We start from the raw sequence: 21,175 nt of genomic DNA on the forward strand, positions 1-21,175 counted from the left end.
GACCGGGGTCCGGCGGTCAGCGTCCGGCGGACGGGCCGTGGCGCGGCTCGCGGCGGCGTGCCATCTGGCGGGCCAGCCGGCTGGAACGGGCCACGTCCGACAGTGTCAGGACACCCTGGACCTCGCGGGGATGGTTCATGTGGCCGTCCGGGGTCACCAGTGCGACCTCGCAGTGGGCGGCCCGCAGCCGGCCGACGATGTCGAAGATCAGGTCGTCGGCGCCGACCACGATATATTCGTCCTCCATGTGCTCGTCCGCCCAGCTGCGGATGCGCCCGCGCCCGGTCAGCCGGTAGTGGCGGCGCGAGGAGAAGATCGACTGGATGCCGCCTTCGGCGTCGAGCACCAGCACGTTCGGCGTCTGCCGGCCGAACCGGCGGAAGCGCCGGCGGATCTCGGCCATGCCGCGGGTGCTGCCGACCCGGACGACCCGCGGATCGTAGAAGTCCGAGGCCTTGCGCAGCATGAACAGATTGGTCTCCAGCGAGGCCGGCACCGGGTGATTGCGGCGGCTGAGCTTGAAGGTGTAGATCGTGTCGGCGGTCAGGAACTGGCGGATGCCGTAGGCGATGGAGACGATGATCACCATCGGGATGATCACGTGATAGTCGCGGGTCATCTCGAAGATGATCACGATCGCGGTGAGCGCGGCGCCGGTGGAGCCGGCCACCACGCCGGCCATGCCGAGCACGGCCATGGTCGCGACATCCAGCTCGAACCACGGCGCGATCTGCTGCATGCCCACGGCGAAAGCGCCGCCCAGGGTCGCGCCGAGATACAGCGCCGGCGAGAACACCCCGCCCGAAGCGCCGGAGCCCAGCGTCAGCGACGTTGCCAGCAGTTTCGCAGCGAACAGGAGCAGCAGCAGGCCGGGCGCGGTGAGCGCGTTCTGGAGGATGTCCTGGATGGTCGCGTAGCCCACGCCGTCGACATAGTAGTGCCCGGTCGTGGTCACGAACACGTACATCATCAGCCCCACGCAGCCCATGCCGAGCACGTGGCGCAGATAGGCGTTGCCGGGCAGGCGCTCGAACAGATCCTCGAACAGATAGATGCTGCGGTTGAACAGCCAAGCCGCCAGGCCCATGAGCACGCCGAACACGAGATAGACCAGCAGTAGTTCCGGCGAGTTCAGGTCGAGGCCGTTGTTGGCCAGCGCCGGGATGTCGAACGAGGGCGTGTTGCCGAACAGCGCCCGGCCCACGAACGAAGCCGCACCGGTGGCCAGGGCGACCGGAATCAGCGTGCGCCCGGAGGTCTCCGGCAGGATGATCTCGATGGCGAACAGCAGCCCGCCCAGCGGCGCGTTGAACGTCGCGGCGATGCCGGCGGCCGCGCCGGCGGCGATGAGCGTGTTGCGCTGCCATTCGCGCAGCATCGTAGCCTGCCCGACGCCCGAGCCGAGCGCCGAGCCGATCTGGATGATCGGGCCCTCGCGGCCGACCGCGCCGCCGGTCGCGATCGAGATCGACGAGGCCAGCGCCTTGACCCCCGCCACCGTCGGCCGGATCACGCCGCCGCGGTAGTAGATCGCGTCGATGACCTCGGGCACGCCGTGGCCCTTGGCCTCGGGGGCGAAGTTCTGCACCAGGAAGGTCACCGCCACCGCGCCCAGCATCGGCACGATGATCACCCAGGCGCCCCAGGGGCTTACGCCGGTGTGCTGGTTGGCGTCGTAGATCCGCGACAGCTCGCCGAAGAAGGCGAGGTTGTGGAAGATCGCGATCAGGTCCCGGAACAGGGCGGCGCCGAGCCCCGCCGCGATGCCCACGCCGACCGCGAGGAGGGCGAGGACGAGGCTGGAGCGTTCGATCGTGCGCGGCCGGGCCACCGGGATCCTTTCATTGTCGGGAGTATGGCGATGCCGCAGCCGACGTCTGCGCGGCGGGACGGCATCGACCTGATGCATGGATTATACAGTAGACGGTCGGCTCACCGGAGCCGGCCGGCCTGTCCCCGGGCCGTGTCCGATCGACGCCGACCATGCGGGTCTCGGTGTCGTCGCCCGAAGACCGAGCGGCCGCCGGGCCCGGTCGACACGTCATGCGCGCGTCGCCCTGGCGGGCGTGTCCGGTAGCTGGCGGGGCGCGAATCGCCGATCGTGGTGCACCGCAATCAGGACCTGCCACGCCGCTGGGTGCCGATGGCTGATCGTTCTCGGGTGGCCCAGCCCTGCGCGACAGGCACTCTATCGCGTCAATCCGGCGTGCCGGCGCGATCGCGCGACGTGACGCCCCAGTGCGCACCACGTCTCGTGTGCCCGCGAACAGCGCTTGGGGCGGGCTCGCATGTCGTGTCGACTCGCCCTAAGCTGGCCGCATGAGCGATACCGATTCCCGCGACTGGCGCGCCCGGGTGATCGCCGGCGTGTCGCGATGGCTGCGTCAGGAAACCCGGCCGCTGGGCATGCCGCGCAACGACTTCGAGCGGCTCTGCGAGCAGCTCCGCCCCGCCGATGTGGTGCTCGTGGAGGGGCGCACGCGCATCTCCGGCATCATCCAGAGCGTGACCCTGTCCTCCTGGACCCACGCCGGGCTGTATGTCGGCCGCCTGGACGATCTGGCCGCCGGCGAAGCAGTGGCGCGGCTTCGGGATGCCGGCGTTCCGGGCGACATGCCCGTGCTGCTGGAGGCCGAGATCGGCCGCGGCGTGCATCTGTCGCCGATCACGCGCTACGCACGGGAACATCTGCGATTGTGCCGGGCGCGCGAACTGAGCGTGCGCGACGCCCAGACCGTGGTGGCGTTCGCGCTGGCGCGGCTCGGCGCGCCATACAATCTGCGCCAGATCGGCGATCTGCTGCGGTTCTTCTTCCCCTACGGCCTGCTGCCACGGCGCTGGCGCTCGAGCCTGTTCGAGGCCGGCCACGGCGACATGGCGCGCACCATCTGCTCCACGCTCATCGCGCGGGCGTTCGCCCGCGTGCGCTATCCGATCCTGCCGGAGATGCACCGCGGGCCCCACGGCGAGGTCGTCCTGCACCGTCGCAACGCCCGGCTGGTGACGCCGCGCGACTTCGACCACTCGCCCTACTTCGAGATCGTCAAGTATCCGTTCTTCGGGGACGACGTCGCCCGCTACCGCGAACTGAGCTGGGCCGACGACCGGCCGGTGCCGTGAACCGGCCGGTCCGCGAGCCTACTTGTCGAACATGTGGGTGGCGTGGGTGATCGCGCCGCCGGCGCGGATGGCCGCCGCGACCACCGCGGTCTCGCCGAGCTCGGCATCGCTGGCGCCGGCCTCGCGTGCGGCGTCGGTGTGCAACTCGATGCAGTAGGGACACTGGGTGGTCATGGCCACCGCCAGCGCGATCAGCTGCTTGGTCTTGCCGTCGATGGTCCCTGCCTTGAAGGCGGCCTGGTCGAAGGCCCAGAAGGCGTCCATGCCCTCCGGGGCGCTGGCGTTCAGGGTCTCGAGCCGGTTGAGATTCTGCTTGTCGTACATCACGCCTCCGATGATCGTTGTCGTTGTGCTTGCCGCTGCAAATATCTGATTGCGGCGGCATTCGAGACTGCGCCGCGGCTGTTGCGGCTGTCAACGTGAATCGAACGATCGGTACAATCCTGGGCGTTCGATGGGCCGCGGGTGCGCCGATGCCGCTGGCCACCCCGCAAACCGCGCGGCACCGAGTGCGCGTCGCCCGTTCGGCATCGCTTCCCCGGCCGTCGCCGTCCTGCGGCCTGAAATCGCAGGCGGATTGCGGTGCGGCCAATCGGGCGCGAACCGCCGCGCAGGCATGGCGCGATGGTTCGCGGGGCGCAGGGGAACCGCTGGCTCGCGCTCGGGCGTCGGCCCCGGGGCCGCGTATAGACGCGCCGGGCCGGCCACGCCGCGGGCGTGCGGCCGGTCTGGGCGAGTAGGCCCTAGCGCGGCGGCGTGGGCCGGGTGGCCAGAAACACGGCCACGCCGCACAGCCCGGCGGTCACGCCGATCGCCAGCGGGCGGTAGTCGATGTGCCACCAGACGATGCCCGCGCTCGCGGCGATCGTCGTCAGGGCGATCAGCTTGGCCCGGGGGGCGATCGCGCGGTCGCGTTCCCAGTTGACGATGGCCGGGCCGGCATAGCGGTTGGCGCGGATCCAGCGGGCGAAACGCGGCGAGCCGCGCGAGGCCAGGGCCACGGCGGCTAGCATGAAGGGCGTCGTCGGCAGCAGCGGCAGGAACACGCCCAGCACGCCGAGCGCGAACAGCAGCGCCGCGGCGAGCACGTACAGATGCCGGATGAACGCCGGGCGCGGGTTCACGATCGCGCTCCGCGCAGAAGGATAGACGGGCGTTCGGCGGCGATCATGGCGAAATGCTACGTGCCGGCGCGCCCGGCTGTCATGCCGCGCGCAACCGTGTCGTGCGCGGTGCGTATACTCGACCATCGCATTTGCAGGTGGGACTCGATGGTGCACCGACGCAACGCCCAGCGACCGGCGCCCGACGGCGAGGTCGCCAACGACGGCCGCGGCCGTCGCGCGCGCAATCCGGCCGCCATTCCGCTGATCGGCTGGCGCGACGTGCTGCTGCGCGTCTATCACGCCTTCGGCGACAACAACCTGTCCATCATCGCGGCGGGGGTTTCGTTCTACGGTCTGCTCGCGATCTTTCCCGGCATCGCCGCCTTCGTGGCGATCTACGGCCTGTTTCAGGACCCCGGACAGGTCGTGGCCCAGATGCAGGCGATGCAGGGCATCGTGCCGGCCGACGTCATCAACACCGTCACCGCTCAGATGACCCAGATCGCCGGTCGTCCGGAGGCCTCGCTGGGCTTCGCTGCCCTGTTCACGCTGGTGCTGGCGCTGTGGAGCGCGCGCAAGGGCACGACCGCGCTGATGGTCGCGCTCAACGTCGTCTACGCCGAACGCGAGACGCGCAACTTCTTCGTGCAGATCGCGGTCTCGCTCGCGCTCACGCTGGCGATCATCCTGGGGCTGAGTGCGATCGCGCTGCTGGCCGCGGGCGTGCCGCTGGTGCTGGCCGCCCTCGGCTTCGCGGATTGGGTGGTCACCATCGGTCGCGGCCTGGGTCTCGGCGGCGCGGCCCTGCTGCTGATGACCGGCATCGCCGGGCTGTACCGCTTCGCCCCCAGCCGGCGGGCGCCGCGCTGGCGCTGGGTGCTGGTGGGCGCGGCGACGGTCACGGTGTTCTGGATTCTCGGCTCGATCGCGTTCTCGATCTATGTCGCGTTTTCCGGTTCCTATTCGGCGACCTACGGCTCGATCGGCGCGGTGGTGGTCGTGCTCACCTGGCTCTATATCACCGTGCTGATCATGCTGGTGGGCGGCGAGCTCAACGCCCAGCTGGAATACCAGACCGCGGCCGACACCACCGCCGGCCACACCCGGCCGATGGGCGAGCGCGGTGCCTTCGTGGCCGACAACGTCGCCCGCAAGACCGAGGCGATCGACTTCGAACAGCAGGACAGGCCGGAGTAGCGCGTGGCCACGACCGATCTCCACGTCGACAGCCGCCTCGCGCCCGGCGAGCGCATCCGGCTGCGCGAACGCCATGCGGGGGCCTCGCCCGCCGCGGCCGGGCGCGCGGTGCTGTTCGTCCACGGTGCGACCTATCCCGGCGCGATGTTCGATGTCCCCGGCACGAGCTGGCTGGCCCACGCCGTGGCCGACGGCTATGCCGCCTACGCCCTGGACGTGCGCGGCTACGGCGGCTCGACCCGGCCCGCGGCCATGGACGGGCCGCCCGAGCGGGCCGCGCCCTTCGCCCGGGCGGACGCCGCGATCGCCGACATCGCCGACTGTATCGCGACAATCCGCGAGCGCGCGGACGTGGATACGGTGGATGTGGTCGGTTGGTCCTGGGGCACGATGACCTGCGGCGGGTACGCCGCCACGCGGCCGGACACCATCGGCCGTCTGGTGCTGTTCGCGCCGGTGTTTCGTCACCGCGACCCGTCGCGGCTGCAGGCGCTGGTCGGCCGCCGCGGCGCCGGCGATCCGGAGGCGCTCGGCGCCTATCGCACGGTCACGATGGCGCAGGCCGCGGCCCGCTGGGACGCCGACTTCGACGGCGACGACCCCGCGCGCTGGCGCGCGCCCGGGGTGCTCGAACGCTGGTTCGATCTGATGTGCGCCGACGAGCCGGCGGAGGCCGTGCGTGCACCCAACGGCGTGCTGCTGGATCTGGCCGAGGCGCTCGACGGCCGCGCGCTCTACGACGCCGGCGCGATCGACAGGCCCACCCTGGTGGTGCGCGGCAGCGCGGACGCCACCGCGGTGCGCGCGGACGCGCTGGGGCTCTACGACGCTCTGGGCAGCGCGCATCGCCAGTACGCCGAGATCGCCGACGGCGGCCATTTCCTGCTGCTGGAGCGGCGGGCCCCGGCGCTGTTCGAAACGGTCTCGCGTTTTCTCCGCGGCCCGCTCGACGACAGCGACGCCGGGCGCCTCTAGCCCCGGTCGTTACCCGCCCTCGGAGCCGGCCGGCGACGGCGCCCGGACGCGCCGTGATCGCGGTGCGCTCCTCGGCGCGCTAGCTGTTGCGCCTCGCCGGAGCCGAACGCGTCCGATCGACCACGGCCGGTCGCCGATGCCTGAGGGGGACTGGCGACAGCGCCGTGCCGAATTCATGATCCTCAGCGTTGTTTGGCGCCCGCCGCCGTTCTGATCGGGGCGGGTGTTCACCGATGCGCACGATGCCCTGGCACGGGCGCGCCGACGCGGTGGGATGATGTGAGCGGGCGCGTCCTCCGCGGGGACGTTGCCGTGCGACGTGGCCGCGCGGCCGGAAATCGCCGCGGCGGACGCGGCATGCGGCGAGCGTAGCGCTCGAGGCCGCGACCGCGCCGATGAGCTCGCGGGCTCGCCCGCGTCTGAGCAAGATCACGCGAGGCAGCCGAGCCGTGGGTGCCGGCGCGATGATGTCGGGCCGGCGGAGGCACGCCCGGGCCCTGCCCGGATCGGCTCTAGAACAGCGCCCGCAGCAGGAAATAGAAGATCGCGGTGAACAGGGCCGCGCCCGGCAGGGTCAGCAGCCAGCCGATGAAGATGGTGCCCAGGACCGACAGGTCCAGCGCGCGGATGCCGCGGGCCATGCCCACGCCGAGCACGCCGCCGATCAGCGTCTGCGTGGTCGAGACCGGGATCGCGAACCAGGTGGCCAGCACGATGGTCGAGGCCGCCGACAGCTCGGCGGAGAAGCCGCGGCTGGGCGTGAGCTCGGTGATACGGGTGCCGATTGTGCGCATCACCCGGTGGCCGTAGGTCGCCAGCCCCACCACGATGCCGCCGCCGCCCAGGGCCAGCACCCAGCCGGACAGCTCCGAGCGCGCGCCGACCGCCTCGGGGTTGCCGACCACGTTCAGGACCGCCGCGACCGGGCCCACGGCGTTGGCGACATCGTTGGAACCGTGCGCAAACGCCATGGTCGCCGCCGTGAACACCTGGGCATAGCCGAACACCCGCTCCACGTTGCGATAGCGATCCGAGGCCCGGGCCTCGGCCGACAGGTCCACCCGCCGCAGCACCAGTGCGGAGAACACGGCGGCAAGGGCGCCGAGCGCGAGCGCGCCGACGACGCTGGTGGTCGTCGACAGCGTGAAGCCGATGTGGGCCAGGCCCTTGACCAGGGTGACCAGCGCGATCACGAAAGCGGCCAGGAAGACGTAGTAGGGTACGTAGCGGCGCGCACCCGCGGCCGGATCCGGATGGTTGAGCACCAGCATGCGGATGGATTCGAACAGCACGAAGGCGACCAGCCCCGCCAGCAGCGGCGATACGACCCAGCTGGCCACGATCTTGCCGATCGCGCCCCAGTTCACCGGCTCGACCCCGAAGGCCACCAGGGCGAAGCCGAGAATGCCGCCGACGATCGACTGGCCGGTGGATACCGGCAAGCCGCGCATGGAGGTGACCACCAGAAAGCTGCCCGCACCGAGCAGGGCCGCGAGCATGCCGTAGACCAGCAGTTCGGGCTGGTCGGCGAAGGCCTCTGGCCGGATCAGCCCGCCGCTGATCGTCTCCGTGACCTGGCCGCCGGCGAGCCAGGCGCCGAGAAACTCGAAGGTGCCGGCGATGAGCACGGCCTGCCAGACCGTGATCGCGCCCGAGCCGACTGAGGTGCCCATGGCGTTGGCGACGTCGTTGGCGCCGATGCCCCAGGCCATGAAGAAGCCGAAGACGCACGCCAGGACGATGAACAGGTCGGCGTGCTGCGCGATGATCGACATGAGGCGGGTGGGAGACGCGGCGCGGAGCGCGCAGGTTAGCGGATGCGCCGGCTATCGCGCCATCATGATCTGCAGGCGCGAACCCACACGCTCGGCGCGGTCGGCGACCGTGCCGATCCAGTCGATCACGCGGTAGAGGAACATAACCTCCAGCGGCGGCAGCTCGCTTTCCAGCGCCAGCAGGCGCTGACGGATGTCGATCTGCTCCTCGTCGGCGCGTTTTTCCAGCCGGCCGAGTTCGACGACCATGTCCTCGATCATCTCGCCGACGTTGCGGCCGAAGCCCGAATCGAGCAGCTCGTCGAGCTCCTCGATCACCTTGCGCGCCTGGTGCACGGAGGCGATCGAGGTCTGCATGTAGTCGCCGATCGGCTGCTCGAGGGTGGCCGGGAACTGCATCCGCCGCCCGGTCATCAGGCCCGAGATATCCTTGATCTTGTTGATGATCTTGTCCTGCGCCTCGATCAGGACCAGCAGATCCGAACGCGAGATCGGGAGAAACAGGGTCGACGGCAGGTTCAGACGGATCCGATCCTTGAGGTCGTCCGCGGCGTGCTCGCACTCCGCGATCTGCGTGTGCAGCCCGTCCGCGCGCGCCCAGTCGCCGGCCGCGCTGGCCTCGAGGTAGGCGCCGAGCAGGTCGGCGCCGTGATCGACCTGACGGATGTGCTCGGCCACCGCGTCGAACGGCGAGCGCCCGAACAGACGGCTCAGAGGGCTGTTCTTGCTGGGGTCCATACGCTGCTCCGGTGTCGAGCGTTCATCCTAACGTCTGCCGCGGTGCGGCGGCATGATTCGGCCAGCCGCGCGGGCTGCGACCGGGCGCGCCGGAATGCGTCGTGGCGGTTGTCGGGCCCGCATCGCGGCGACGTCGAGTGTGTCGACAGGGCGGCGCAGGCAGACGAGCGGAGACGCGTGGGCGTTCGCCGGGCCGCCGCCTGCGATCCGAAGGCTGCCGCCTCCGTTCGATCGACTCCGGCCGGGGGATCGAATCGCCGGCTCGGCAGCATGCATGTTCGCATCGCGACGATGGCCCGGCACGCCGACGGGCCGTCGGGACTCAGTCGCGATCGTCCAGATGGGCGGCCCGGCGCGAGCCTTCGGCCAGTACCGACAGATCCAGGTCGGCCTCGCCGGCCGCGAGTGCTTCGACCAGGCGTTCGCGCGCGGTCGCGGCCAGCGGCAGGGGCACGTGTTCGGCCCGCGCGGCGGCCAGCGCCAGATTCATGTCCTTGGCGCCGAGCGCCAGCCGGAAGCCTTCCGGGTTGTCGTAGTCGCGGTCGGCCATGGCGCCGGAATAGCCGAGATAGGCCGGAGCCGCGAACACCGAACCGGTGATGATCTCGAGAAAATCCGCGGGCTCGACGCCGTAGGCCGAGGTCAGGCTCGTGGCCTCGCCCATGGCTTCCACCGCGGTCACCAGCATGAAGTTGGCGGCCAGCTTGATGGCGTTGGCGCGATGGGGTTCGTCACCGGCCGGCCAGACGTTCTGCCCCATCGCCGTCAGCGCCGGGCGCGCGCGTTCGACGGCGTGGGCGGCGCCGGCGGCGACGATGTTGAGCCGCGCCGCGCGGGCGATGTCGGGCCGGCCCAGCACCGGCGCGGCGACGTAGTCGCGGCCGGCCTCGGCGTGGCGTGCGGTCATCTCCCGGGCGCATTCGATCGAGCAGGTCGCCATGTTCACGTGTACGCCGTGATCCGGCATGGCGGTGATCAGGTCGTGCGCGTCGACCACCGCGCGCACGGCGTCGTCGTCGGCCAGCATGGTGACGAGCACGTCGCAGGCCGCGGCCTCGGTGGCGTGTTGCGCCCGCCGGGCGCCGGCCGCGACCAGCCCCTCGCATGCCGCCGGCGAGCGGTTCCAGACCGTGACCAAGAAGCCGGCCCCGAGCAGGTTGTGCGCCATTGCGCGGCCCATGACGCCGAGGCCGATGAAACCGATGCGGATGCTGTGTTCCGGTTCCATGAGCGCTTGTGCTTTGGGTGTCGACGTCAGGCTAACACTGGTTCCGCAGCCCGCGATGGCCGCCCGTTGACGCGATCTTGACACCCTGGTTGCGGAACCATGACAGGCAGACCTGTCTCATATCGCAGAAATTGAACGCCTCCTCGCAATGCTGAACCCTGTGGGTCGGGCCGTCCGGCGCGGCGAACTGCTGCGCTGGCTGGGCTGGCTCGTCGTCGCCAACACGCTCGTGCTGTCGCTGATCGCGCTGCGCTATCTGGATGTCGGCGATCTCGCCGACGGCTGGGCGGCGCGAACCTTCGGCGTGGCGATGTTCTTCGCGCACTTCCTCTCCGTGGCGCTGATACCGCTGCTGCCGGTGATGCTCCTGGCGCTGATCGCGCCGCTGCGGCATGTGGTGGTGCCGCTGGCGTGGGCCATCAACGTCGTGCTGAGTTGTCTGCTGCTGGTCGATACCGTGGTCTTTCAGCAGTACCGTTTTCATCTGAGCGGCGCGCTGGTGTCGCTGTTCTTCTCCGACGCCTCGGCCGAAACCTTCGAGTTCTCGACGCTGATGAAGATTCAGGCGGGGCTGATCGCCCTCGGCGTGGCGCTGGCTCATGCGGTGCTCGCGCGGCTGGTCTGGCGGTTCGTCACCCGCACGCCGCACCGGCGCGACGGCTACGCGGTGGCCGGTGCGTTCGTGGTTCTGCTACTGGGCACGAATCTCTACCATGCCTATGCCGACGCCGCCGGCCGCGGTGCCGTCACCCGTCAGACCCAGCTGCTGCCAGGCTACGAGCCGCTGACGGCCAAGGGTTTTCTCGCCGACCGCGGCTACGAGGTCGCCCGGGCACCGCGCACCGAAACGGATGGCGGTGCGCTGGACTATCCGCGCGAGCCTTTGGACACGCACCGGCCGGCGGAGCGGCCCAATATCCTGTTCATCGTCATCGACTCCTGGCGCGGCGATGCCATGAACGCGCGGGTGTCGCCGCGCATCGCCGAATTCGCCCGCGAGAACACGCGGTTCACGCGCCACTACAGCGGTGGCAACGCCACGCGCATGGGTATGTTCTCGCTGTTCTACGGCATTCCGGGCACCTACTGGCAGAGCGCGCTCAACAGCAGCACGCGGCCGGCCCTGGTCGACCGGCTGCAGGCGCTCGGCTACGACTTTGGCATCTTCCGTAGCGCGCCGCTGTCCTCGCCCGAGTTCGACCGCACCCTCTTCGCCCACATGCCGGACCTGCGGATGGAATCCGAGGGGCATTCGTCGCCGGCACGCGACATCGACGCCAATCGCGACTTCATCGCGTATCTGGACGACCGCGACCCGGCGACCGATCCGCCGTTCTTCGGCCTGGTCTTCCACGACTCGCCGCACGCCTACGACCTGCCGGACGACGCCCCGCGCCCGTTCCAGCCGAGCTGGGATGCGGTCAACTATCTGTCGCTGGACGAGGACACCGACCCCACCGGCCTGCACAACCTCTACCGCAACTCGGTGCACTTCGTGGACGGGCTCATCGGCAAGGTCTTCGACAAGCTCGAGGCGGAAGGCCTGATGGACGAGACCATCGTCATCGTCACCGGCGATCACGGGCAGGAGTTCAACGACCTGGGCCTGAACTACTGGGGCCACAACGGCAACTTCAGCCGCTACCAGACCCGCGTGCCCATGATCGTGCACTGGCCCGGCCGCAGTGAGCCCGGCCGGCGGGTCGAGCATCTCACGAGCTTCTTCGACGTTGCGCCCACGCTGCTCGACCACGCGCTGGGCGTGGACAACGCCTACCGCGCCACCAGCGTCGGCCACGACCTGTTCGAGCCGGCCGAGCGGCTGCCGCTGATCATGGCGCGCTACCGCCGCCATGCCGCGATGACCGAGGACGGGTTCATCGAGTTCCCGCCGATCGGCCCGGTCAAGGCCGTCGACCGCGACTATCGCCCGCGTGAAGACGGCCCGTCCCCGGCCGCGATCAAGAACACGCTCGAGCAGATGACCCGGTTTCGCGAAACCGACTAGCCGCGCGGCCGGTCGCCCGTTCTATTCAGACGAACGGCGACCACACGTGCGGCAGAAAACGATAGCCATCGCCGTCGGCCACCACATGGCCGATGCCGGGGAAGTCGATATGGTGGCCGGCGATCAGCTCGCCGCTCGCCGCGACTTCCGCGAACAGCGCCCGGCGTGAGTGCACCGCCTGTTCCGGGTCGGTATCGAACATCACATGCGCATCCGGGCGCGGGAACTGGATCTGTGGCAAGTGCACGATATCGGCCGCGATCAACAGGCGCTCGCCGTTGGATTCGATGCGATAACCGCTGTGGTCCGGCGTATGGCCGGGCAACGGATAGCGTGTGATGCCGGGCATGATTTCGTCGTTATCGATCGCGCGCAGATTCGCCGCACAGGCATCGAACACGCGCTGCGCACTCGCGAACTGATTGCGCAGCATGTCGCTCGCATCATCCGGCACCGCGCCGCGCCAGAAATCCAGCTCACCGGCCGGTACGAAAATCTCCGCCTGCGGGAAGGCCGGCTTGTCGTCGCCATCGATCAACCCGCCGAGATGATCCGGGTGGCTGTGCGTGAGTATCACGCGGTCGATATCCGCCGGCGTCAGCCCCATCTCATCGAGCCCGGCGCCCAGCCGCGCGCCTTCATCGCCCACGAGAGCACCCAGCCCGGTATCGATCAGAATCCGCTCGTCACCCGTATCCACCAGATAACAGTTCAGCGTGATCTTCGGCGGTGTCGGCCGCCGGCTCGCCGCATGCAGATCCTGCACCGTCGCCTCGTCCAGGTTCGAGATCAACCCGAACCCGCCCTGCAGATAGGCATCCTGAATCGTCGTCACGACGAAATCGCCCACGCGCAGGTGGTGGATGTTGGTGGATTGGTTCTGGGGTTGTTGATGCGGCATATCGGTTTGCTGTTGGCCGGCCAAGACGAACGGACTTGGTGACGATCGCGAGGCTTTAAAGCGCGCAGATTGGGCACGGATTCGCCGAGATCATGCGGCCGATTTCGCCTAGCGTGTCCTGCAGCATCGTCAAGTTAGTACGATTGATCACGCCGGACGTGATCGGAACAGCACCGACATTCGGTTCATGATCGGCGCTCCAAGACGGCCACCCTGCATCAGTCGCGTAGTGCGAAGTCCAGAATCGCGGGTTTGTCTGCATAATCGACGATGTCCGCGTTGGCGTGCGCTAGTAAGCCGCGGGCATCGTCGAAAGCGTTATAGCGCTTGTCGTTGTCGCTCGGCCCTTCGACAGCAAACAGGAATCGACCGTCAAAGAGGCGCCGTCTCCGTAGCTCGGCTAATCGGAATTGCCAGCGATTCGCATGCTCGAGAATCGCGCTCGGCGTTGCCTGGTCGAGATTGAGTGGCTTCATTACTTTGAACGCGCGGCCGTCCCGTTGTTCGACAAACGGCAATTCCGGCGTTTCATATTCGTCGTTGCCCAGCCGAGCTGACGTGAAACGCGCACTCGCATGGACCTCTTTCAGCCAGCGGCCGAGGCCGCGTGCCAGTACGGTTTCGCGATGCTCGGGCGTAGCAAAGCTACGATGCACGTAATACTGATGCAGCGTCTTGAGTTTCTTTTCCGGGCTTTCGGCCAGAACGATACGAGGATCGCTGAAACGTACAATGCTTTCACGCGGCCGAATCAGTTCTTCGAATAGCGTGTTGATGCCAGCGCCAGGGTCGAAAGCCGTACCGTGGCGTTTGATCAAAGCCTGGATGCGTCCGAGCTCGACACGAAGTTCCTTTATCGACTGGCGATAGAGTCGGCTGTCCATATCGTCAAAGAACTGCGTGATCCGCTTGTATCGTCGCGTTTCCAGTTCAAAGCCGAAATAGCCTCGGTCCGCGGCCATTAGAACAATGCCCGCGTTCGCGAATTCGCCCGTTTCCACGAACGGCGCGAAACGCACGATAGCGTATTGGCAGGCAGTACGGTTCATCGAATAGTCCAGAACGCTTCGGACTCGAAGGCCATCAGTAGCGCGAAGGCGTCGGCGAAATCAAACGGCACGGGATCCAGATAATCGGCGTCGAGATACCGCCATTCGTCCGGAATGTCGCCAAGGATCTTATCCCAGTTCGCCATTGCGGCGATCAGCTTTCGAGTGTACTCGGTGCGTGTGACCATGTCACCGAACACGGTTTCCGCCTCTCGACGAAAGATGTGATAGGCGAGAAAGTCTCGCGACTCTACGGTGTCGTCGAGCGCGACATTGTGATCGATTACGATTAGCTCCTGTTGGTCCGGCGCCCAGAACAGGTTCGGATTGCCGCCTTGCTCGGTGAAATACCGATCCCCGTTCTTGATCCACCAGTCGAACAGCAGAACGTCTTGTTTCGTTTGCGACGGCACGGATTGCGCTGATTCCCAGGTCAGCTCGTTTGCGCGTCGTTGTTTCGAGGCGAACACGGGGCCGGAACCAAGGTCGGCAAGCTCAAGGCGTGCAGGGCCGTTCAAAAGCTGCGCCGGTACGTGCGCGATCCGGAAATCCGGTACCGGCAGCTCCAATTCCCGCGCCAGGCATCCGCAAATCCATTCGCAGATCAGACTGCGTCGGCCGGCATCCCGCCCTTTGACGAAGTAAATTGCGTCATCGCTGCCTCGGCAGATGAAAGGCCGGGTTTTGCCTTGAACCGACCGATCGATGACTTCGACGATTTCGATCATCAGCGGTACAGATGATCCTGAATACCAAAGAACGCACCGCGAATCTCAGGTATCGAACCCAGCTGGTTTTTTGCATCGCTCGTGCCGCCATAGCGAATGCGCAGAAAATGCGGGATGCGGTCCGCGGCGAGTTCGTTTACGCCGTGCGTTTCATACGCGTTGAGAATGTAGTCGAGGAACGCCCGCATCTCCGGTTCGTAGCCGGCCAGCCCGGTTTCGCGGGCGCGCTCGGCGCGCTCGCGCCGCGCCAGCGGGGCTAGTGTGAAGCGGATGTAGGCCAGCACGTCGAAGATGTCGCTGTCCGGCGCGTCGATCAGGCGGCGCATGTCGTCGAGGCGATCGCGGTCGTAATCCATTTCCGCCAGGCGTTCGATGAAGGCGCTGCGTTGGTCCGGATCGCTCCAGATTGCGCGGAGCTGCTCTTCGGATTCGACCAGCCCGGACAGGTCGCCGAAGAGCTGTTCCATGAACTGTTGCGCGGTGATCGGCGTGCCGTCGTGTGACCAGTAGCTGGTGGTCGTGAGATAGCGGATACGACGGGCCTTGCCGTCGGCCAGCTTCACGACGATCTTTTCGGGGCCTGCATCGCCGTCGCCGGGTTCGGGGGCGTCTGGTTCGTCGTCGGAGTCTTCGACGCCTTCGGGGGTCAGTTCGGGCGCGTCCGGGTACGGTTTCGGTTCCGGCAGTTCCGGCGGCTCGGGCTCGCCGTCCCATTCCGGGTCCTTGAAGTGTTCATGGGCCTTGACAAAATCATAGACGGTGAAGAAATACTTGCCGTCGAACACGCGCGTGCCACGGCCGATGATCTGCTTGAACTCGATCATCGACTTGATCGGCCGCATGAGCACGATATTGCGTACGTTGAGCGCGTCCACGCCGGTGGAGAGTTTCTGGGACGTGGTGAGGATCGTCGGCAGCGTCTTTTCGTTGTCCTGGAACCGGCGCAGGAAGGTTTCGCCCGCCGCGCCGTCGTCCGCGGTCACGCGCACGCAGTAATCCGCGTCCGGGTTGGTCTTGATCTGGTTGATGTAGTCGCGCACCCGTGCGGCATGGGCCTGGGTGGCACAGAACACCAGCGTCTTCTGGCGTTGATCGATCTCCGCCATGAACTGGGCGACGCGGCTTTGTTCGCGTTCGTCGATCTGGATCTTCGTATTGAAGTCGGCCTCGGTATACAAGCGGTCGTAGTCGATCTCGCCGGCCAGCACTTCGTCCTCGCCCGAGAACGAATAGGTATCCAGCGTGCTCGCCATCTGGCGCACCTTGAACGGCGTGAGATAGCCGTCGTTGATGCCTTCCTTGAGCGCATAGGTATACAGCGGCTCGCCGAAATAGGCATAGGTATCGCCATTGGCATCCCGCTTGGGCGTCGCCGTCAGGCCGAGCTGCACGGCGGGCGAGAAATGTTCGAGAATCGCTCGCCACTGGCTCTCGTCCCGTGCGCCGCCCCGGTGGCATTCGTCGATGATGATGAAATCGAAGAAATCCGCCGGATAGCCCTCGAAGGTGAATTCGCGTTCGGCGTCTGTCTTCCCCTCCGTCATGAAGGTCTGAAAGATGGTGAAGAACACGCTCGCGTTCTTGGGCAGCTTGCCCTGCTTGCGAATCTCGTCCGGGCTGATACGGCACAGCGCGTCGGCCGGAAAGGCCGAAAACGCATTGAAGGCCTGATCTGCCAGAAAGTTGCGATCCGCCAGAAACAGAATCCGCGGCCGCCGCGTCGGCTCGCGGGACAGATTCCAGCTGGCCTGAAACAGCGTCCAGGCGATCTGAAAGGCGATGCCGGTTTTGCCCGTGCCGGTCGCCAGCGTGAGCAGCATGCGGTCGCGGCCCTGGGCGATCGCCTCCAGCACGGCCGTAATCGCATTGTGCTGGTAATAACGCGGTTGCCATTTGCCGCCGCCGGTCTGGAACGGCACATTGCCGAAGCGTTCGCGCCAGCCGTTGTGCTGTGGAAAACAGCGGTCCCACAACGCCTGCGGCGAGGGGAAGGGCAGGTCGAGATCGCCTTCCGCGCCGGTTGCCATATCCACGCCGTACCAGCGCTGCCCGTTGGTGGCATAGGCAAAACGCGTGTTCAGCCGCTGGGCATAGGCCTTGGCTTGGGCCAGCCCTTCCGTATAACCCAGCCCGGCGCGCTTGGCCTCGATAACCGCCAGCTTGCGCCCGTTCAGGCTTAGCACGTAATCGGCTTTTAGCGGATTGATCCGCCCGGCGGTGGTAATGCGGCCCCTGGCGATCTCTTCGCGGGCAACACGGCTACCGTCGACGACACCCCAACCTGCGCCCCGTAGGACGGGATCGATACGATTGGCGCGGGTATCGGCTTCGGTTTCTTTCATTGTTCTAATTTAGTTCGCCGGCGAACGCCCTTTCAAGAACAGACTGACGCAACGCGGAGATATCTTTCAGCTTGCTTGTGTAGAGCCTCTCTAGCTCGACTTTGTTCGCGAAAGCCCTCTCGCACCCAAAAGCCACTTCCTTCTGCAGTTCGATCGAAGCAGGTACGTGCAACGATATCTTCTTAAGCAGTTTCGCTTTTATACCAAGCACCGTCGCCCCGGTTGCTTGGGAATGAATGTCAGCCTGCATCTGAGGCGAGAGCAATGACCATTTCAGAAAACCAGGATCGATTTCGTCGCGGTCCGTCTGCATCGTGATCAGCCGTTGCCCGATAACTACCTTGCCGGGAGTTTGAAGCTGAGCGACATTGGCCAGCGGCGCCTCAGTGGTAAAAAGAACGTCGCCAACTTCAGGGAAGCCTCGCGTCATCCATTTCTCATAAGCGTTTTCCTCCACAAACTCTTCTGGCTCGGTTTTAATAAATCCTAGCCGAACATTCTTAGCGGTAATCAGAGGGATTCCGTTATCGCATTTGGGTGGTGTTTTCCCCCGGTAATCCAGAAATCGAACACGTTTCGATAGGTCTTCGCTCGGCCATGTCGAACGCACAGAGAATATGTTCTCGATTACCGATTCGTAGAGCGCCTGCGAATTCGAAAGGTTACCATCGGTCAGAATCCGAGCGCGGTCGAGGGCGGCGAAGGCCTCATCGAGCGCCGCAACGATTCGCTTCTGCTCGTCTAGCGGCAATAACGGAATTTGGAGTGACTTGAGCGTTTCTGTCGAAAGCCGATGAACCGTAGCGCTGCTGCTTACGCTTGCTAATAACTGTGATTCCACGCTTTTTAAGAAATAGGCAAGGAAACGCGGCGATAAAACAGCTTTAGGGACCAGCGCTTTTATGTCTTGGTTAACTGTCAGGTTGCAACCTGACAATGCAATTGGAACTGTTCGAGAAAGAATCCCTGAGCGTACGACGATTAGTACTGCTCCGGTAGGAATTGATTTCGCAGATGAGCCGTTAATCGCCTCCGGCGTAATTCGATCGATAGAATTCGTGATGATGTGAGACTTCATGTCCTTGGGAGAAACCCAAGGAATATCGCCATTCCAGAAGTCCGGCTGCTTCTTCGATGGTGTACCACCGCCAACGAATCTCACTACATCACCTAGATTGGCTGTCTGCCAGTTAGCGGACGAAGTGATATCAGGTGCCACGAGGGCGCTCACAACATCTCCCTAATCTCTTCCAGAATCCGCGCCGTCTCGGCATCCCGTGCCAGCATGTCGCCGATGATTTCTTCCGGGCTGCGCAGCGGCGCTTCTTCGGGCGCGTTGGGGTTCTTGACCGCCAGATCCCAGGTCGCCGGGTTGATATCGTCGGTGGCGATGGTCCAGCTCTTGTCGCTAGCGGCTTTGCTCGGGTGCAGTTCGACGAACTCGGCCAGGTCGGCGTCGTTCAGCGGGTTGGTCTTGCCGAGGCTGCGGCCGGGGTCGAGCTGGTAGTACCAGACGTGTTGGGTCGGCGCGCCTTTGTCGAAGAACAGCACGACGGTCTTCACGCCCGCGCCCTGGAAGGTGCCGCCGGGGCAGTCGAGCACGGTGTGCAGGTTGCAGGTGGTGAGCAGTTCCTTGCGTAGATCCACGCTGGCGTTGTCGGTATTCGACAGGAAGGTGTTCTTGATGACCACCGCGCCGCGCCCGCCGGCGCGCAGCATGCGGATGAAGTGCTGCAGGAACAGGTACGCCGTTTCGCCCGTCTTGATGGGGAAGTTGTGCTGCACTTCCTTGCGCTCGCCACCGCCAAAGGGCGGATTGGCCAGCACCACGTCGTGGCGCTGGGCTTCTTGAATCTCCAGCACGTTTTCGTTGAGCGTATTGGCGTGGGTGATGGCCGGCGTCTCGATGCCGTGCAGGATCATGTTCATGATGCCGATCACATAGGCCAGCGATTTCTTTTCCTGCCCGTAGAAGGTCTTGCGCTGGAGCGTGTCCCATTCGCTGGTCGAGAGGCTATCGCTTTTGAGGTGTTCGTAGGCTTCGCATAAAAAGCCGGCCGAGCCGCAGGCGCCGTCGTAGATCGTCTCGCCCAGCTTCGGATCGGTTACGCGAATCATGGCGCGAATGAGAGGGCGCGGGGTGTAGTACTCGCCGCCGTTGCGCCCGGCGTTGCCCATGCGGCGGATACGGGTTTCGTACAGATCCGACAGCTCGTGCTTGGCCTGCTGGCTGTTGAAGGTGAGCGTGTCGACGATCTCGATGGCATCGCGCAGGGCATAGCCGGAGCGGAACTTGCAGATGATCTCGGAAAAGATCTCGCCGATCTTGTATTCCAGCGTGTCCACGCCGGGCGCGCTGTTGCGGAAGGTCTGCAGGTAGGGAAACAGTTCGCGGTTCACGAACTCGATGAGATCGTCGCCGGTTTTCGCTACGTTGTGATCGAAATTGCCGTGTTCGTCCTTCGGCGCGGCCCAGGCTTGCCAGCGGTAGGCGCCGTCCAGAATCGGCCGATATTCGCGGCCTTCCAGCTCGGCGTTATCGGCGCGCTCGGCTTCGCGGTCGTCGAGATATTTCAGGAACAACAGCCAGGAGGTCTGCTCGGCATAGTCCAGCTCGGTGGCCATGCCCTCGTCGTTGCGCAGGGCCTTGTCGATATTGTTGAAGGCGTTTTCGAACATTCGGTGTGGATATCCCGGCAGAGCTTTCGGTGACGCGGAGCGCCGTATTCTGGCGGCATGTCGGTAAGGTGTCGATTGGCTATCCGGCGGATAGCCCGAGGGGCGCGTTCAGATCAAATCCTTGAATTCGGCCAGGCGTTCCGCGGTTACGACCAGCCCCTGTGCCGCCAGTGTCTCGAGTAGCTGGTCGGCGCTGATCGGCGGTTTTTTGAGCGTGTCGCGTTGTGCCTTGGCCGCGGTCACGACCGCACCTTCACGCAATGTCATCTGATATTCGATGAAGGCGTCGGGATGTACCGCCTCAATGTCGTACGGTTCCAGATGCTTGGCGGGGAAATCTTTCAGATTGAACGGGACGATGGTCTGCGCGCCGGCCTTGATTGCGGCGGCGAGCACGTGGCGGTCGTTCGGGTCGGGGAGTTCGAGGCCTTCGATCAGCGGCTCGTAGTGGGTTACGACGCTGTCGGGAATGGCTTCGTTCATCAGCGTTCGCGTTCGTTCGAGCCGGTCGCGCGCCAGGTCCGGCCGGCGCTCTAAAAGATTGTCGATCCACTCATCGTGTATGCGCTCGGTCCAGCGGGCCGCGAACAGGTCGGTCAGCGCCAGGTTCAGTAGAAAATCCCGCAGCGGGGCGGGGTACAGAACGCAGGCATCGAACAGAACGACGAAGCGTATCAGTAACCCAGATCGTTCTCCTGGGCTTGCTCTGCCAGCTCGGCAAGCAGCGCATGGCTTCGTTCGAGTCGGGCGTTCTTGTAGTCCACTACATCCTGGAATCGAATGCGGCGATGCGAACCTGCCTTGGTAAAGCTGATCTCACCGTCTTCGAGCAGTTTGATGAGATGCGGACGCGAGACATTCAGCATGTCGGCCGCCTGTTGGGTGGTCAGCTCGGCATGCGTGGGCACAATCGTGATGGCGTGCCCCTGCGCCATGTCTGCAAGTAAATCACGAAGCAAAGCCAAGGCTTGCCGGGGAAGTACGAGATCCTGCCCGTCGAGATTGACCCGAGCGCGATCAGAGGCGGGTTGGGCGCGAAGCAGCCGCGTCAAGGCCTGGGCGCTTTCGCGGGCGAGAGCGGCGGATTCTTCGTCGGGCAGAGCGCCGGTCGTGGATTCTGCGGTCATGCAAATCTCCTGTCCTGCCGCCATGGGCATTACAGTCTATTCGCAATAAACGAAACGGGCAATATGGCGCGCCGGCGATGGAAAAGCGAAGTCCGGTGCGCAGATTCGCGCCGACGAATTCAGTCGCGAGGATCGTGGGTCGTCGCGAAACCACAGGCATGAAGGTGGCTGCGAGAGCCAGTGGTAGTAGGGTTCGGCCGTA

18 protein-coding genes are annotated in these 21,175 nt (G+C 65.7%); 4 read left to right on the plus strand and 14 right to left on the minus strand.

Annotated features, from left to right (window positions below; all coding sequences use genetic code 11):
* Nucleotides 1-16 precede the first annotated feature (16 nt).
* The gene (locus SAHL_RS02815) at nucleotides 17-1,831 is read right to left on the minus strand and encodes a chloride channel protein (RefSeq protein ID WP_221177798.1); all 1,815 of its coding nucleotides are present in this window, start codon (nucleotides 1,829-1,831) and stop codon (nucleotides 17-19) included.
* Nucleotides 1,832-2,319: 488 nt separating this feature from the next.
* Between SAHL_RS02815 and SAHL_RS02820 the strand changes: the two genes are divergently transcribed.
* Entirely contained in the window at nucleotides 2,320-3,120 is an 801-nt protein-coding gene (locus SAHL_RS02820) for a YiiX/YebB-like N1pC/P60 family cysteine hydrolase (RefSeq protein ID WP_123589897.1), read from the plus strand.
* Between the two features lie 18 nt (nucleotides 3,121-3,138).
* Here SAHL_RS02820 and SAHL_RS02825 read toward each other — a convergent pair whose 3' ends face one another.
* Both SAHL_RS02825 and SAHL_RS02830 read right to left on the minus strand, forming a co-directional pair.
* Nucleotides 3,139-3,444, minus strand: a complete 306-nt coding sequence (locus tag SAHL_RS02825; protein WP_123589898.1) for a carboxymuconolactone decarboxylase family protein — start codon at nucleotides 3,442-3,444, stop codon at nucleotides 3,139-3,141.
* 419 nt (nucleotides 3,445-3,863) lie between these two features.
* Entirely contained in the window at nucleotides 3,864-4,244 is a 381-nt protein-coding gene (locus SAHL_RS02830; RefSeq protein WP_245965433.1) for a YbaN family protein, read from the minus strand.
* Between the two features lie 147 nt (nucleotides 4,245-4,391).
* Here SAHL_RS02830 and SAHL_RS02835 point away from each other — a divergent pair, with 147 nt between their 5' ends.
* Nucleotides 4,392-5,423 carry a YihY/virulence factor BrkB family protein gene (locus tag SAHL_RS02835; RefSeq protein WP_184947238.1) on the plus strand — a complete coding sequence of 344 codons (1,032 nt, stop codon included), beginning with the start codon at nucleotides 4,392-4,394 and terminating at the stop codon, nucleotides 5,421-5,423.
* Nucleotides 5,424-5,426: 3 nt separating this feature from the next.
* Complete coding sequence (locus SAHL_RS02840; RefSeq protein ID WP_123589900.1) at nucleotides 5,427-6,398, plus strand: alpha/beta fold hydrolase; 972 nt, start codon at nucleotides 5,427-5,429, stop codon at nucleotides 6,396-6,398.
* A gap of 512 nt (nucleotides 6,399-6,910) precedes the next feature.
* Here SAHL_RS02840 and SAHL_RS02845 read toward each other — a convergent pair.
* From SAHL_RS02845 to SAHL_RS02855, 3 genes are all read right to left on the minus strand, one after another.
* A complete protein-coding gene (locus SAHL_RS02845) occupies nucleotides 6,911-8,173 on the minus strand; it encodes an inorganic phosphate transporter (RefSeq protein WP_123589901.1) in 1,263 nt (420 codons plus the stop codon).
* Between the two features lie 51 nt (nucleotides 8,174-8,224).
* On the minus strand, nucleotides 8,225-8,911 hold the full coding sequence (locus SAHL_RS02850; RefSeq protein WP_123589902.1) for a TIGR00153 family protein: 687 nt from the start codon (nucleotides 8,909-8,911) through the stop codon (nucleotides 8,225-8,227).
* A gap of 322 nt (nucleotides 8,912-9,233) precedes the next feature.
* A complete protein-coding gene (locus SAHL_RS02855; protein ID WP_123589922.1) occupies nucleotides 9,234-10,121 on the minus strand; it encodes an NAD(P)-binding domain-containing protein in 888 nt (295 codons plus the stop codon).
* A 178-nt stretch (nucleotides 10,122-10,299) separates the two neighbouring features.
* On the opposite strand from SAHL_RS02855, the gene SAHL_RS02860 reads away from it, so the two are divergent.
* Complete coding sequence (locus tag SAHL_RS02860; RefSeq protein WP_184947241.1) at nucleotides 10,300-12,147, plus strand: DUF3413 domain-containing protein; 1,848 nt, start codon at nucleotides 10,300-10,302, stop codon at nucleotides 12,145-12,147.
* Nucleotides 12,148-12,172: 25 nt separating this feature from the next.
* Here SAHL_RS02860 and SAHL_RS02865 read toward each other — a convergent pair whose 3' ends face one another.
* The 8 genes from SAHL_RS02865 to SAHL_RS02900 all read right to left on the minus strand — a co-directional run bounded on the left by SAHL_RS02865 (nucleotide 12,173) and on the right by SAHL_RS02900 (nucleotide 20,973).
* Complete coding sequence (locus SAHL_RS02865; RefSeq protein WP_123589904.1) at nucleotides 12,173-13,048, minus strand: MBL fold metallo-hydrolase; 876 nt, start codon at nucleotides 13,046-13,048, stop codon at nucleotides 12,173-12,175.
* A 218-nt stretch (nucleotides 13,049-13,266) separates the two neighbouring features.
* Nucleotides 13,267-14,097 carry a DUF3037 domain-containing protein gene (locus tag SAHL_RS02870; RefSeq protein WP_123589905.1) on the minus strand — a complete coding sequence of 277 codons (831 nt, stop codon included), beginning with the start codon at nucleotides 14,095-14,097 and terminating at the stop codon, nucleotides 13,267-13,269.
* The gene (locus SAHL_RS02875; RefSeq protein WP_123589906.1) at nucleotides 14,094-14,825 is read right to left on the minus strand and encodes a HipA family kinase; all 732 of its coding nucleotides are present in this window, start codon (nucleotides 14,823-14,825) and stop codon (nucleotides 14,094-14,096) included. Before SAHL_RS02875 ends, SAHL_RS02870 begins: the two co-directional genes overlap by 4 nt.
* Nucleotides 14,825-17,167: an EcoAI/FtnUII family type I restriction enzme subunit R gene (hsdR, locus tag SAHL_RS02880; protein WP_123589907.1), complete on the minus strand. Its 2,343-nt coding sequence runs from the start codon at nucleotides 17,165-17,167 to the stop codon at nucleotides 14,825-14,827. Before hsdR ends, SAHL_RS02875 begins: the two co-directional genes overlap by 1 nt.
* Nucleotides 17,168-17,171: 4 nt before the next feature.
* Nucleotides 17,172-18,398: a restriction endonuclease subunit S gene (locus SAHL_RS02885; protein WP_123589908.1), complete on the minus strand. Its 1,227-nt coding sequence runs from the start codon at nucleotides 18,396-18,398 to the stop codon at nucleotides 17,172-17,174.
* Nucleotides 18,395-19,846, minus strand: coding sequence for a class I SAM-dependent DNA methyltransferase (locus SAHL_RS02890; RefSeq protein ID WP_123589909.1), 1,452 nt, complete (start codon nucleotides 19,844-19,846; stop codon nucleotides 18,395-18,397). Before SAHL_RS02890 ends, SAHL_RS02885 begins: the two co-directional genes overlap by 4 nt.
* A gap of 108 nt (nucleotides 19,847-19,954) precedes the next feature.
* The gene (locus tag SAHL_RS02895) at nucleotides 19,955-20,623 is read right to left on the minus strand and encodes a PIN domain-containing protein (protein WP_342782227.1); all 669 of its coding nucleotides are present in this window, start codon (nucleotides 20,621-20,623) and stop codon (nucleotides 19,955-19,957) included.
* Nucleotides 20,521-20,973, minus strand: coding sequence for a helix-turn-helix domain-containing protein (locus tag SAHL_RS02900; RefSeq protein WP_123589923.1), 453 nt, complete (start codon nucleotides 20,971-20,973; stop codon nucleotides 20,521-20,523). Before SAHL_RS02900 ends, SAHL_RS02895 begins: the two co-directional genes overlap by 103 nt.
* Nucleotides 20,974-21,175: the final 202 nt, after the last annotated feature.

This window comes from Salinisphaera orenii subsp. halophila YIM 95161 (genome assembly GCF_003732545.1).
GTDB lineage: Bacteria > Pseudomonadota > Gammaproteobacteria > Nevskiales > Salinisphaeraceae > Salinisphaera > Salinisphaera orenii_A.